At 40.7% G+C, this 13,215-nt stretch carries 12 protein-coding genes; 10 read left to right on the top strand and 2 right to left on the bottom strand.

What is annotated here, in order from left to right:
• Positions 1-128: 128 nt before the first annotated feature.
• From ACFO6W_RS13100 to ACFO6W_RS13065, 8 genes are all read left to right on the top strand, one after another.
• Positions 129-1,859: a S41 family peptidase gene (locus ACFO6W_RS13100; protein ID WP_379997126.1), complete on the top strand. Its 1,731-nt coding sequence runs from the start codon at positions 129-131 to the stop codon at positions 1,857-1,859.
• Between the two features lie 343 nt (positions 1,860-2,202).
• Positions 2,203-2,814, top strand: a complete 612-nt coding sequence (locus tag ACFO6W_RS13095) for a DUF4290 domain-containing protein (RefSeq protein WP_379997124.1) — start codon at positions 2,203-2,205, stop codon at positions 2,812-2,814.
• Between the two features lie 105 nt (positions 2,815-2,919).
• Positions 2,920-3,438, top strand: a complete 519-nt coding sequence (gene rimM / locus ACFO6W_RS13090) for a ribosome maturation factor RimM (RefSeq protein WP_379997122.1) — start codon at positions 2,920-2,922, stop codon at positions 3,436-3,438.
• Positions 3,439-3,560: 122 nt separating this feature from the next.
• Positions 3,561-4,637 carry a glutamate 5-kinase gene (proB, locus tag ACFO6W_RS13085; protein ID WP_379997120.1) on the top strand — a complete coding sequence of 359 codons (1,077 nt, stop codon included), beginning with the start codon at positions 3,561-3,563 and terminating at the stop codon, positions 4,635-4,637.
• A 2-nt stretch (positions 4,638-4,639) separates the two neighbouring features.
• Entirely contained in the window at positions 4,640-5,890 is a 1,251-nt protein-coding gene (locus ACFO6W_RS13080) for a glutamate-5-semialdehyde dehydrogenase (protein WP_379997118.1), read from the top strand.
• Positions 5,890-6,075: a hypothetical protein gene (locus tag ACFO6W_RS13075; RefSeq protein WP_379997116.1), complete on the top strand. Its 186-nt coding sequence runs from the start codon at positions 5,890-5,892 to the stop codon at positions 6,073-6,075. The genes ACFO6W_RS13080 and ACFO6W_RS13075 overlap by 1 nt, the downstream gene beginning before the upstream one ends.
• Complete coding sequence (locus ACFO6W_RS13070) at positions 6,075-6,977, top strand: acyltransferase (protein ID WP_379997114.1); 903 nt, start codon at positions 6,075-6,077, stop codon at positions 6,975-6,977. The genes ACFO6W_RS13075 and ACFO6W_RS13070 overlap by 1 nt, the downstream gene beginning before the upstream one ends.
• Positions 6,977-7,930 carry an N-acetylornithine carbamoyltransferase gene (locus ACFO6W_RS13065; protein ID WP_379997112.1) on the top strand — a complete coding sequence of 318 codons (954 nt, stop codon included), beginning with the start codon at positions 6,977-6,979 and terminating at the stop codon, positions 7,928-7,930. Before ACFO6W_RS13070 ends, ACFO6W_RS13065 begins: the two co-directional genes overlap by 1 nt.
• A 73-nt stretch (positions 7,931-8,003) precedes the next feature.
• Here the strand turns inward: ACFO6W_RS13065 and ACFO6W_RS13060 are convergent, their stop codons facing one another.
• Together ACFO6W_RS13060 and ACFO6W_RS13055 are read right to left on the bottom strand one after the other, a co-directional pair.
• On the bottom strand, positions 8,004-9,596 hold the full coding sequence (locus ACFO6W_RS13060; protein WP_379997110.1) for an OmpP1/FadL family transporter: 1,593 nt from the start codon (positions 9,594-9,596) through the stop codon (positions 8,004-8,006).
• A 91-nt stretch (positions 9,597-9,687) separates the two neighbouring features.
• Positions 9,688-11,097, bottom strand: a complete 1,410-nt coding sequence (locus ACFO6W_RS13055; RefSeq protein ID WP_379997108.1) for a hypothetical protein — start codon at positions 11,095-11,097, stop codon at positions 9,688-9,690.
• 433 nt (positions 11,098-11,530) lie between these two features.
• Between ACFO6W_RS13055 and ACFO6W_RS13050 the strand changes: the two genes are divergently transcribed.
• Positions 11,531-11,989 carry a GTP pyrophosphokinase gene (locus ACFO6W_RS13050; protein ID WP_379997106.1) on the top strand — a complete coding sequence of 153 codons (459 nt, stop codon included), beginning with the start codon at positions 11,531-11,533 and terminating at the stop codon, positions 11,987-11,989.
• Positions 11,979-13,181, top strand: a complete 1,203-nt coding sequence (locus tag ACFO6W_RS13045) for a DUF6348 family protein (RefSeq protein ID WP_379997104.1) — start codon at positions 11,979-11,981, stop codon at positions 13,179-13,181. Before ACFO6W_RS13050 ends, ACFO6W_RS13045 begins: the two co-directional genes overlap by 11 nt.
• The last annotated feature ends 34 nt before the right edge of the window (positions 13,182-13,215 follow it).

Below are 13,215 nucleotides of genomic sequence, written 5' to 3'. Positions count from 1 at the left end.
TTTGTGTTGTTTTTTAGAACAATGAGTAAGGGATAGGATTTAGTGATTTAACATCGAATTATAATTCACGCTCGTTGTTCCACTTACTAAAGTAATAAACAGGTCTGCGACATAAACAGATAGAATTAATGAAATATAGATTCATCACATTTTTGACAATCCCGGTTCTTACGGGAGCTTCTTTTATTCAGGCGCAGAACGTTCCTGATAAAAATCAACAGCAACGTTACTTCGACATAAATAAGAATATAGAAATATTCAATTCCATTGTACGGGAAGTAGACATGTTCTATGTAGATACCCTGGACCTGAACAAAACTATCCGCAGCGGGATTGACAATATGCTCAACACCCTCGATCCTTATACGACTTATTTCAACAAGGACGACATGAAGGAGTTCAGCACCCAGATTTCCGGCGAATATGCCGGCATAGGCTCCAGCATTGCCTTCAAAGACGGGAAAGTAGCTATTACTGAACCCTTTGAAGGAAAGCCTGCCGATAAAGCCGGGTTAAAAGCCGGAGACTACATACTCGAAATAGACGGTAAAGACATGACTACCTGCGATAAGGTAGAAGGAGAAGCTTTCGGTCGTACACTGAGTAACTTTGTAAGTTCTAACCTGAAAGGGCAACCGGGGACATCGATACAAATAAAAATAGAGCGTCCCGGCGAGAAAAAGCCCTTTATTGTAAAGGTGGTACGTGAGAAGATCACTATCGATCCTATACCGTATTATGGCCAGATAACTCCCTCTACAGGATATATTAATTTCAGCCCTACTTTTACCGATAAAAGTGCGATGGATGTGAAAAAGGCATTCCTCGATCTGAAAAAGCAGGGAGTAACATCCTTAATTTTCGATCTTCGCCAGAATGGAGGCGGAATACTTGAAGAAGCCGTCCAGATTGTAAACCTGTTTGTACCGAAAGGAAAAGTCGTCTTATCTACCAAAGGAAAGCTGAAACAACTGGACAGGACGTACCGTACTACACTCGAACCTATCGACACGGAGATACCCATTGTCGTACTTATAGACAGAGGCTCGGCTTCGGCGGCAGAGATCGTTGCCGGATCGCTGCAAGATATGGACAGAGCGGTACTCATAGGTGAACGCACATACGGTAAAGGATTGGTACAGTCGACAAGGGAAATCCCATACGGAGGCGGTGTAAAAGTTACCAATTCCAAATATTATATTCCGAGCGGAAGATGTATTCAAGCCATAGATTACACACACCGCAACGCAGATGGCAGTGTAGGGCGTATCCCTGACAGCCTGACAACCGTATTCAAAACCGAAATCGGCCGTCCGGTAAGAGATGGTGGTGGTGTTTCTCCGGATATCGCATTCGAGGAAGAGAAAGCTCCTACCATAACATACTACCTTGCCAATCAGTTCATCGTATTCGATTGGGTTACAGACTGGGCCGCAAAGCATAAATCAATTACTTCCCCCGAAACATTCTCTATTTCGGATGAAGACTATGAAAGTTTCAAGTCATTTGTTAAGTCAAAAGATTTTCAATATGACCGTATGAGTGAAAAATCGATGGCTTCGCTCAAAGAAGTAATGGAATTTGAAGGATACATGAAGTATGCGGATGCAGAATTCAAGGCTCTGGAAGCGATGCTTGTACCCAATCTCGACCGGGATCTGGAAACATTTAAAGATGACATTACACGTCAGATAAACACAGAAATCATCAGACGTTACCATTATCAGAAAGGAGAATATATCTATACTCTGAAAAATGATAAGGAACTGGCCAAAGCCGTAGAAGTATTAAACGATCCGGAATTATACAAAAAAACATTATCTGCTCCCGCTGAAGAAAGCGAAGTAGCTATGAACTAATATAAAATAAGAGCAAAGCATCCGTCTGATAACGGATGCTTTGTTATTTTAAGGCTATTGCACATGAGGCATAAACGACTTGAAATTACATTCTTATTCAATATTTTTGAATACATTATCAAGGAGTTCAACTAAAAAGATTATCTTTGCAGTCCTGTAAAGGCTGAAACCGACAAACCGAAATAAAAACGAGGGTCGCGGACCTGTTTATTGTTTATCCAAGTATAACAATTATTGATAGTTATAGCGTTAAAACACGACATTAGATACTTATTTAAATTATAAGGCCTACAAACTGATTTCAGCACATTATCAAATTAAGAATAATAACCCAATACTAAAAATGGAATATAATACTCAACTGAAAAAACTAGCCCTTCCCGAGTATGGAAGGAATATACAGAATATGGTCGACTACTGCCTCACAGTACCTGACCGGAATGAACGCAAACGCTGTGCCAATACTATTATCAATATAATGGGAAATATGTTTCCCCACCTGCGTGATGTAAATGACTTTAAACACATCTTGTGGGATCACCTCGCCATTATGGCCGATTTCAAACTGGATATCGACTACCCTTATGAAATCGTAAAGAAGGAAGACCTTTATTCCAAACCCGGAAAAATTGAATACAGCCGTCCCGACATGGAGTACCGCCATTATGGAAAAACTCTGGAAAAAATGGTGAAGCTGGCTACCGAACTGGAAGACCCGAAAGAAAAGGAGCAATTCATATTACTTGTTGCCACTCATATGAAAAAATCATATATACAATGGAATAAGGAAGTGGATGACATGAAAATATTCATCGATCTCTATGATTTGTCGAATCATAAAATAGACATACGAAGCTCCAATATAAAACTTCCCGAAATGAAAGACCTCGGACAGAGGAATACCAACAGCAACAATAGCGGAGGGAAGAAAAACCAGCAGCAAAAAAAGAAATAATATTTAAGTGAAAGACGGAAAGTGAACATTATACGGGTAAAGCAGTTTTATTGTTTCGTGTTATTGGCACATTAGATTTCACTTTTCACTGCTAACGAATAGGATATGATAACAGAAAACGAAGTTTTCAAAATAGGAAAATTTATCAAACCTCACGGAATAAAAGGTGAGATAAATTTTTTCTTCGAGAATGATGTATTCGACCGCGTAGATTGCCCGTATCTTATTTGCCGTATCGACAATATCCTTGTACCTTTCTTTATTGAAGAATATAGGTTCAAAGGTAAAGAAACCGCCCTGATAAAATTCGAGGATATAGACGATGAGGATAAAGCCAGGCGAATGTCGGGCCTGGAGGTTTATTTTCCCCGCAAATATTATGAAGAAGAGAGTAATGATGAGATAGAATACTCATGGAATTTCTTCATAGGTTTTTCCGTTATAGATAAAGCAGCCGGCAAGCTGGGTATAATTGAAGATATAGACGACAAAACGATCAATACTCTCTTTCTGGTAAAAGACGGAGAGAACGAACTCATAATCCCTGCCACAGAAGACTTTATAGAAAAAATAGATGCAAAGAAAAAAGCATTGTACCTTGCCCTTCCCGAAGGGTTGATTTAAGGACAGACCCACCTTGCTATATTATTCCGGCCTAAGAATCCATTTTTCCACCCATTTTCACTATAAACGAACATTTTACTTTAAAATAAAATTATAACTTTGCTTTTTTAGGTATATTTTCGATGAAAGAGCGCATAGTTGTAAAAATAGGTAGCCAAATACTGAGCCGTAAAGACGGAATGCTGGATCTCACCCGTATGTCGGCATTGGTAGATCAGATAGCAGAACTACATAAAAATAATGTAGAGGTTATTCTGGTTTCATCGGGTGCCGTAGCATCCGGAAAATCTGAAATTAAGGTAAAAGCGAAACTAGATACCATTTCGGCACGCCAGTTATACTCTTCTATTGGCCAGGTGAAGCTAATCAACCGTTATTATGACCTGTTCCATCAGCAGGGTATTATCTGCGGGCAGATACTCGTTACCAAGGAGGATTTTGCCACACGCCGCCATTACCTCAATCAGAGGAATTGCATGTCGGTAATGCTCGACAATAAGGTCATCCCCATTGTAAACGAGAATGATGCCATTTCTGTTAATGAACTCATGTTTACAGACAATGATGAATTATCGGGGCTGGTAGCTGCAATGATGGGAGCAAAAAAGCTGATAATACTCAGCAACATAGACGGAATTTACAGTGACAACCCCAATAATCCCGGGGCATACATATTCCGGGAAATAGACGCTAAGAAAGACGATATAGAAAACTGTATCCAGTCGTCCAAATCGGCAACAGGACGCGGAGGAATGACCACAAAATACAATGTGGCCCGCAAAGCTGCCGAAGAAGGAATCGAAGTTATTATTGCCAATGGCCGCAGGGATAATATACTTGTAGACCTCATAAAAGGAAAAGATGTTGTATCTACCCGTTTCAAGCCATCGGGCAAAGGGGCAAACAGTATAAAAAAATGGATAGCTCACTCCGAAGATTTTACCAAAGGAGAGATACATATCAACAAATGTGCGGCGGAAGTTCTTCTGAGCGATAAGGCTGTAAGCCTGCTGCCTGTCGGCGTAACAAAGATCTCCGGCAATTTTGAAGCTGATGATATTGTCCGTATTATCGACGAGAAAGGTAAGCAGGTAGGCATTGGCCGCACTTCGTACAGCAGCGAAAAAGCGAAAGAAACAATAGGGAAAAATAATAAGAAAGCAATTGTGCATTACGACTATTTATATATTGAAAAATAAGAATGGACGACTATCACCAGAACATGTTCCGGTTGGTTATGGAAGCAGGTAAAAGCCTGAACTTACTGGAAGAAAAGGAAATCAACGCAATACTGGAAGCTATTGCCAAAGAAACCGAGTCGAAAATGTATTACATCCTTGCCGAAAATCAGAAAGATTTGCAGCGGATGGATACAAGTAACCCAAAATATGACCGTTTGTTATTAAATGAGCAACGTATAATGGATATTGTGAAAGATATCCGTAATGTGGCTTCCCTACCCTCCCCCGTTGGGAAAATACTCATGCAAAAGACATTACCGAATGGACTCAACTTATCTAAAATAACCGTCCCATTCGGGGTTATCGGCATTATATACGAAGCCCGCCCGAATGTGAGTTTCGATGTATTTTCCCTATGCCTGAAATCAGGTAATGCCTGTATATTGAAAGGCGGATCGGACGCGCGTTTTTCGAACGAAGCCATTATAGATATCATTCGCAATGTATTGGATGAAAACGGGGTGAATCCCAATGTATGTACACTATTGCCTAATGACCGGGGAGCGACAGAGGAACTACTTAACGCACGTGATTATGTAGACCTCATCATTCCGCGCGGAGGCCAGGAATTAATTAATTATGTGCGCGAAAATTCCCGTATACCTGTCATTGAAACAGGTGCGGGTGTTTGCCATACCTATTTTCATAAAGAAGGAGATGTGAAGAAAGGCAAGGATATCGTTACCAATGCCAAAACACGTAAAGTAAGTGTATGTAACTCGCTGGACTGTCTGGTAATAGACAAAGACCGGTTGGATGATCTACATTATCTTTGTGAAGATCTGGAGAAAAAGGATGTTATAATATATGCGGATAAGCATGCCTATGAGGCTTTGTTCCAATACTATTCGTACGATCTGTTGAAAAAAGCGGATGAAGACAGTTTCGGAACGGAATTTCTCGATTATAAAATGGCAGTCAAAACCGTTTCCGGTATCGATCAAGCCATCGGGCATATAGCCACTTACAGTTCCAAACACAGTGAAGCCATCATAAGCGAAGATCGTGAAGCCATCAGGTTATTCGAAAAGATGGTCGATGCTGCCTGCATCTATGCCAATGCATCCACTGCATTTACAGATGGCGCACAATTCGGACTAGGTGCGGAGATAGGTATCAGCACACAAAAAATGCATGCCCGTGGACCTATGGCATTGGAGGAATTATGCACTTATAAGTGGATAATAGAGGGCAACGGGCAAATCAGATAATGAGAAAGAAAAAGAAGAAGACAGCAGGAAAAATAACTGTCGGCGATTATATAAAAGCGATCAAAAAAGCTGACCGGGACAATGAATTGTCCCGGTCGGCGGGATGGCAACGTGTTACATCAGTGCATAAAAGCAAAAAAACGTATAACCGCAAAACACAAAGAAAGAACTTTACTGATGAATAATGGAACGTAATATAAGGCTCGATTATTTCAGGATCATACTCAGTCTGTTGGTTATCACGATACACACACAGTCTCTTTTTAGTAGTGAATCATTAGCAGGATGGCTCATTTCTAACGGAATAGCCAGAATAGCAGTGCCGTGTTTTTTTGTTATCAGTGGATATTACCTTCATTCTAAACTGAGTGATAATAAGGCATTAAAAAGGTATATGTTCCACACTTTCATTGTGTATGTTGTATGGTCGTTCATCTATTTGCCCACCTATTATAATACGGTGGAAGCCCGTTCACTGATTACATTTACCATTATGGGATATTATCACCTGTGGTTCCTGCCTGCACTCATATCGGGCACACTTATGCTGGCAGTAATAAAGAAGTTTATAAAGAATAACGACCTGATACTGCTTTCCGGTATTATTCTCTACATTACCGGATATATACTGGAAAACTCCGGATTACCATACAGATCGTTCTGCAATGGTATTTTCTTTGGTTTTCCGTTTATCGTGTCAGGATATTATATCCGGGAGAAAGATCTTACAAATATTGCTAAGACCCCATATTTGTATGTTCTTTTACCGGTAAGCCTGATCGCATTATTAACCGAGTCATACCAGGGTTATCAAACGGATATTTACCATAACTTATTTCTGTCGTTATACCTCCTTTGCCCCGTATTAATTATCTGTATACAGAAAGGGGCAAAATATACAGTTGAAAAATACGATATATCAAAACTGGCGGCAGGAATTTACTTTGTCCACCTTCTCGTCGCAGGACTGATAATCCCGATAGGGGCAACAAATAATATTTACAGATTACCGTTCATAATGATAGTCTCCGTACTATTAGCTATCTTTATAGTCTTAATCAACAAACGCATTAAAATACTTTTGTAATGAAAACATATACCAATGTCAAGGACCTCGGCGACCTTAATGCCGCAGTAAAAGAAGCCCTCGAAGTAAAGAAAAACCGCTTCGGATTTAAAAACCTCGGTGAGAGTAAGACGCTGTTAATGGTGTTCTTCAATTCCAGTCTGCGCACCCGCCTGAGCACGCAAAAAGCCGGGATGAATCTGGGTATGAATACAATGGTACTCGACATCAATCAGGGAGCATGGAAGCTGGAAACCGAACGGGGAGTAATAATGGACAGTGACAAATCGGAGCATATCCTCGAAGCCATCCCCGTGATGGGCAGTTATTGCGACATTATCGGAGTACGCGCGTTTGCTCAATTCGAAAATAAGGAAGATGATTATCAGGAAAAGATACTGAACCAGTTCATTAAATATTCGGGACGTCCTGTATTCAGTATGGAGGCGGCAACAGGGCATCCTTTACAGGCTTTTGCCGACCTCATCACGATAGAGGAGTATAAGAAAACGGCCCGTCCGAAAGTTGTCCTTACATGGGCGCCACATCCGAAAGCCCTGCCTCAGGCAGTACCTAATTCATTCGCTGACTTTATGAATGAGGCGGATGTAGATTTTGTTATCACACATCCCGAAGGTTATGACCTCGATCCTAAATTTGTACGTGGAGCAAAAGTTGAGTATGATCAGGATAAGGCACTTGCGGGAGCAGACTTTGTTTATGCAAAAAACTGGGCTGCATATACCGATCCTAATTATGGAAAGATATTAAGTAAAGATATGTCGTGGACAGTAACAACTCAGAAGATGGCGCTGACAAATAACGCTTACTTTATGCATTGCCTGCCTGTACGCCGTAATATGATTGTGAGCGATGATGTAATAGAAAGTCCTCAGTCGATTGTTATACAGGAAGCGGCCAATCGTGAAATATCGGCCCAGACAGTTATAAAGAGAATGCTGGAAAGCTTGTAAAATATAATCCGTTATAACCAAAAGCAGCGCATCCCGAAAGAGATGCGCTGCCTTTTATTTTATAACCAGCTTATTAGAATCTATATCCCAACGTTAACAAACCCTGGAAATTATTTGTCTTGAAAGTAGATTTATCCGCTCCGGTAAAGGCATATAAGTCATCCTTCTGAGATTTCATTACAAACGCGATATCGGTATAGAAATGGCGTGAAAATCTGTATCCCATACCATAAGTGAAATAGTTTGTAGCGCCATCCAGTACATACTGCTTAGCTGCGCGGCTGTCGGTAACAACTTCATAGTCGCCCGGAAAATCTTTCACTTCATTTTTGAACGGGCTTTGCATCCATGAATAACCTACACGAGCCGAAAACTGGTCTGTAATACGATATTCAGCTCCGACACGTAAAGTAGATGCATTCCTGAAATCCTGCTTAATATAAGAATTTGGATCACCCAGACCTGTAGCAAGAGCATTACCCCGGTCATCGAACAGTTTCATACTATTCGCGTAATTAGTCAGTTCATAATCGGCACTGATAATTGCCTTACCGCCGATAACGCCTGCTAGGCTCAATGTCCACTTGTCAGGAGTGCGCATTTTATAATCGAGTATAGCATCCTCACTCCGGTCTGAATTGGGATCACTGAAGCTACCTATATAGGAACTTGTTCCATCGGCAAAATCGGAAGACAGATCCGCAGCGAAATAATCGGTCATATTATACCATGTAGGAGAATGATATGAAACTCCAATTCGCAATTCTTGTACAGGCTTTACAATTACACCGGCAGTAACCTGCCATCCTGTACCATCTGTTCTCATCCAGTTTTGTAATTCCTGACCACCCCAAAATGAACCGCTATTCTGATAGTCTTCAATATAACTAGAATACATACGATAATTTATATCGGTAAGGGACAATGTTGCCCCAACACTAACAATATCTGAAAACGTTGTTCCTATATTAAAATCATATGTACTGACAGAACCTTTTTCTTCTACAAATAAGTCACTATAAGCCGCATACTCGGGAGAAGCCGGGACATATTGCCCTGAACCCACAGGGGTTTTCTCATCTATAATATGTCCATTAAAAGCCAGTACGCTCAGCCAGTCCTGATTGCGCCAGATATCTCTCCAGTCATTCCCTTCATCACCTAATGCAATAGCCGAGGCAGGACGCCCATTATTTGTTGCTCTATCAGCCATATAAGCCGCCATATCATACGACAGGTTATTGCCAATCGCGTTATATTTCCTGTCAAAATTTTTCAGCCTATTGTACGAAAACCCGATATTGATACTACGAACCACATCATTATCAAATATAGGGAACACACTCACAAATGCCAGATTATCAAAGTTCACTTTAAACTTACTTTCATCAATTTTTCCGGCATTCATTTCTGTCTGAACCTTAGAATTCTGAAAATTAAGCGTGGTAACTATTTCTGATGATTGATAAACTCCTATACCTGCTGGATTAATGGATATACCGGATATATCGCCACCGAGTGCCCCAAAAGCTCCTCCCATAGATACGGAACGAGCTGTGCCTGTCAGGTCGTTTTTCGAATATCTGTACGCATCCATTTCATTTTGAGCCTGGGCGGCCCCAAATGTCAGTGCAGTTGTTAACAGTAGTAATGATACATGTTTCATAATGCAATTTTTAATATTTTTATATCTTTTCAAAAAAGCTGCCTCAAAAATTAATATTGAAACAGCTTTTTATTTTAGTTGTCCTTATTTTTTATCTGCGTCCGCCACTGCTTCTTCCGCTACTACTTCCTCCACCTCCGGATGAACGGCTGCTGGAAGATGATGAGCCTGAGCTATATGAACCTCTGGATGAAGAACTGCTCGATGAACTGCTATTATAACTTGGGCGTGAACTTGAGCTACTGTTCGATGAACCGCTATAGCTAGGGCGCGAACCAGAACTGGATGAGCCACTATAACTCGGACGTGAACTTGAAGTGCTGCTCGGTGAACCGCTATAACTAGGACGCGAACTAGAACTGCTACCTGCTGAAGTATTGTAACTTGGACGGGTAGTCGGTCTTGTTGTAACACTACCTGTGCCTGAGCTTCCGCTATTATAACTCGGACGGGTTGTAGGTCTTGTTGTTACTCCGCTGGAAGAACCTCTGCCTGTTGATGTTCCATAACTAGGACGAGTTGTTGGCCTTGTACTTACATCGCCTGATGAAGAACCCCTGCCGGTAGATGTACCGTAACTCGGACGAGTTGTTGGTCTTGTACTAACACCATTCGAAGAGGATCCTCGGCCTGTAGATGTTCCGTAACTTGGACGGGTAGATGAGCCTCTGCCGCCATAACTAGGACGGGAACTATCGATGCCTGATCCACGGCCTGCATATCCGTATGAACTACGACCCGAACCATAACTTGTCCGACCGGGTCCATAACTTGTCCGGGGACGTCCCGAATAGCTGTAACGTGCGCTACTACCGTAGTATCCGTGATGATGTCCGCCATACCAGCCACCACCATACCAGCCTCCGGCGTACCAGCCACCCCAGCCATACCAAGGTCTGCTCCAACCCCAACCCCAGCTACTGCCGTAATACCATGGATCGTACCAGCCACCCCAGTAACCGCTATAATACCATGGATCGTACCAAGGATAGAAACTGCTGTAATATCCACCCCAGCCCCAGCCAAGATTTACGTTAAAGTTCCAGCCACGGTTACGATAATAATTGCTGTACAGGTCATTTGTGACATATACATTTATCTCATTATCACTGGATATCTTAACACTGTTCTCGGGTTCATGGAATTTTACTATACGGTCTGTGTACTCGTAATCCTGATATTCATCGGTGTAAATCACCGAATCTTCAGGATACTGTTCTTTTTGGTACACAGTCACATCTCCACCCCTGCGGTTATAGGCATCCACATCGATGTTTACGTTACCTTCTGTTTCCAGTGTAACTTCACCGTTATCGCGGACTACCAATACCTGTGTTGGTTTCTGTTGTTGCTGAGAAACTGTATTTTTGACTTTTACTTCTTTCTTCTTATTATCCTTTGATTTAGAAGTAGCATAAATGTCATCCCAGTCATCTTGCGCAAAAGCGATAAATGGCAATACAGACATCAGAAACATCAGTACTAAATTTTTTACTTTCATAATCTGCTCTCCTATTCTTTATTGTTTATAATCTCTATCATTTTGTGTTATTGACAACTTTTTGCCGGTCTTTATAAAATTAGACTTCCTAACCTGAAAAAGGTTTAATACAAACATCGATAAAATATTAACAGAGAATAAACAAATATACGACATTTATCTTTTCCATTCAATATTTTATATATGAAAGATGCAATAAGAGACACTTTTGCTGCGCTTTATTATGTTAAAAAAACAATAAAAACAAGTATGGACAAATACTTATAAATTAAATCCGGAATAAGCACTGCTTTTTTTTCAGTTCAATCATACCTCAACCCGATGTTAAAATAAAGAGGGATAGTTCTGTTTTTCCTATTTTTAATTAGATTTGTAATGCCCATATAATGGATATAACAACAACCGAAAACTAGCACAATTAGCTCCATACACAATGGATAACATATTAGAAAAAGCAATCCGGATTGCGGTAAACACACATTACGGACAAACGGATAAAGGAGGTGAACCATACATATTCCATGCTCTGAGAGTGATGAATAATGTAAATACAATTGAAGAAAAAATTGTAGCTATCCTGCACGACATTATGGAAGATACCGATATTACTGCTGATGATTTGAGAGCAGAGGATATCCCCGAAGCCCTGATAAATCAACTCCTTGTATTATCCTATTCTCCCGATACCGCGTATAATGCATACATAGAGCAGATAGCCAAATTCCCGATAGCTGCAACAGTCAAACTCGCCGACCTTAAAGACAATATGGATATAACCAGATTACGGGAGATCACAGACAAGGATATCCAACGACTGGAAAAGTATCATATAAGCTATTCTTTTTTGATGGAAAAACTAAACGATAATAAATTTGAACCCAATGAACGATAATAAACTGATGCAACATGAATCGCAACTCAACAGTTTTCTGGCTGAGGCTTTTCACAAACATAATATTGAATGTAATATAGAAAACGATTTGATTATATTCCCCCGCCAGCATATGACGGCATGGACATGTATGCTTAACCGTTCATCTTCTACAAAGGCCATCATTTTACAGTTAGACATACATCTCGAAATAGGGCTAGGGAAAGTCATTATAGAATCGTGCGCGGGAATGGGTACGAATGAGTGTTCCGCAATAAAAGACGCATGGAAAAATTTCCTCACAAATTCTTTCCACACCTTGCTTTCTGCTTTTTTTACAAAAGAATTCGACGATCAGATCAATAATCATCAATGGGCTATTGACGGACGCATATACGATGTTACCATGAGCAATGTGACAACCAGAGGGAAACATCCCGATCCGCTCCCTCTACGTTGGCTCCAACAACTTGAAGATATCATACAAAGCCAAACGCTGGAAGAAGGGACACATTGGGTAAAGCTGTACTATGCACAATCCGAAAGCGAATTAATTTCGGGTGAAATACTTCTCGATAATGATGTCTGGACGAGTGTAGAGAAAACTGTATTTAGATTCGATTTCCCAACCTACAAGGATTTCTTCTCCATACGGGTCTTCATAGTATTGAAAGACAATTTGGATATAAGCCATGTAGCCGCTACAATGGCCTGGATGGCAGGCGAAGACGATATGGCTATAGAACGACAAATGATGGAAAATGGCCTCTCATTATCCGATGCAGAGAAAGCAAATGCGTTCATACCTCTGGCTTTCGGCCGTGTATTTCTAAAGGGTATCACCACGGCAGAATTTTCAGATGAAGCTATTATTACAGATGGAACTGGAAATGAAAAGACCATCAGCCTCAATGATGAACCCATCTATACATCATCATATCTGCTCGCTGAGAAAATAATGAAAGAGGGCTGTGTAAATAAGGAGCATTTTCAAAATCTATTTATCCAAAGTGCGGAATTCAATGCATACAATAATGCTTTGAAAGACGGGGCTAAAGCAGAAGATATGAATAATGCCAGATTCGACGTACCGGTTATATATATGCCACACTACCAGCCTTCCGAAAAAAAGGAAAAAGCCACAGAAAATATTATTACTGAAAAGACCGGTAAGGAAAAGAAAAAGCCATCATGGAAATTCTGGAAAAAATAACTTTTCCCCGGTGAAGTAAAAAGCTAAGTAAAGA

Source organism: Dysgonomonas termitidis, assembly GCF_042654545.1.
In the GTDB taxonomy this organism is placed as follows: Bacteria; Bacteroidota; Bacteroidia; order Bacteroidales; family Dysgonomonadaceae; genus Dysgonomonas; species Dysgonomonas termitidis.
The sequence above is the reverse complement of the archived record's forward strand: the minus strand, read 5'-3'. Positions and strand labels throughout refer to the sequence as shown.

What these genes read in the sequence shown, in the direction of transcription:
- ACFO6W_RS13100 (WP_379997126.1), top strand. Translation starts at nt 129, where the DNA reads ATGAAATATAGATTCATCACATTTTTGACAATCCCGGTTCTTACGGGA.
- ACFO6W_RS13095 (WP_379997124.1), top strand. Translation starts at nt 2,203, where the DNA reads ATGGAATATAATACTCAACTGAAAAAACTAGCCCTTCCCGAGTATGGA.
- rimM (WP_379997122.1), top strand. Translation starts at nt 2,920, where the DNA reads ATGATAACAGAAAACGAAGTTTTCAAAATAGGAAAATTTATCAAACCT.
- proB (WP_379997120.1), top strand. Translation starts at nt 3,561, where the DNA reads ATGAAAGAGCGCATAGTTGTAAAAATAGGTAGCCAAATACTGAGCCGT.
- ACFO6W_RS13080 (WP_379997118.1), top strand. Translation starts at nt 4,640, where the DNA reads ATGGACGACTATCACCAGAACATGTTCCGGTTGGTTATGGAAGCAGGT.
- ACFO6W_RS13075 (WP_379997116.1), top strand. Translation starts at nt 5,890, where the DNA reads ATGAGAAAGAAAAAGAAGAAGACAGCAGGAAAAATAACTGTCGGCGAT.
- ACFO6W_RS13070 (WP_379997114.1), top strand. Translation starts at nt 6,075, where the DNA reads ATGGAACGTAATATAAGGCTCGATTATTTCAGGATCATACTCAGTCTG.
- ACFO6W_RS13065 (WP_379997112.1), top strand. Translation starts at nt 6,977, where the DNA reads ATGAAAACATATACCAATGTCAAGGACCTCGGCGACCTTAATGCCGCA.
- ACFO6W_RS13060 (WP_379997110.1), bottom strand. Translation starts at nt 9,596, where the DNA reads ATGAAACATGTATCATTACTACTGTTAACAACTGCACTGACATTTGGG.
- ACFO6W_RS13055 (WP_379997108.1), bottom strand. Translation starts at nt 11,097, where the DNA reads ATGAAAGTAAAAAATTTAGTACTGATGTTTCTGATGTCTGTATTGCCA.
- ACFO6W_RS13050 (WP_379997106.1), top strand. Translation starts at nt 11,531, where the DNA reads ATGGATAACATATTAGAAAAAGCAATCCGGATTGCGGTAAACACACAT.
- ACFO6W_RS13045 (WP_379997104.1), top strand. Translation starts at nt 11,979, where the DNA reads ATGAACGATAATAAACTGATGCAACATGAATCGCAACTCAACAGTTTT.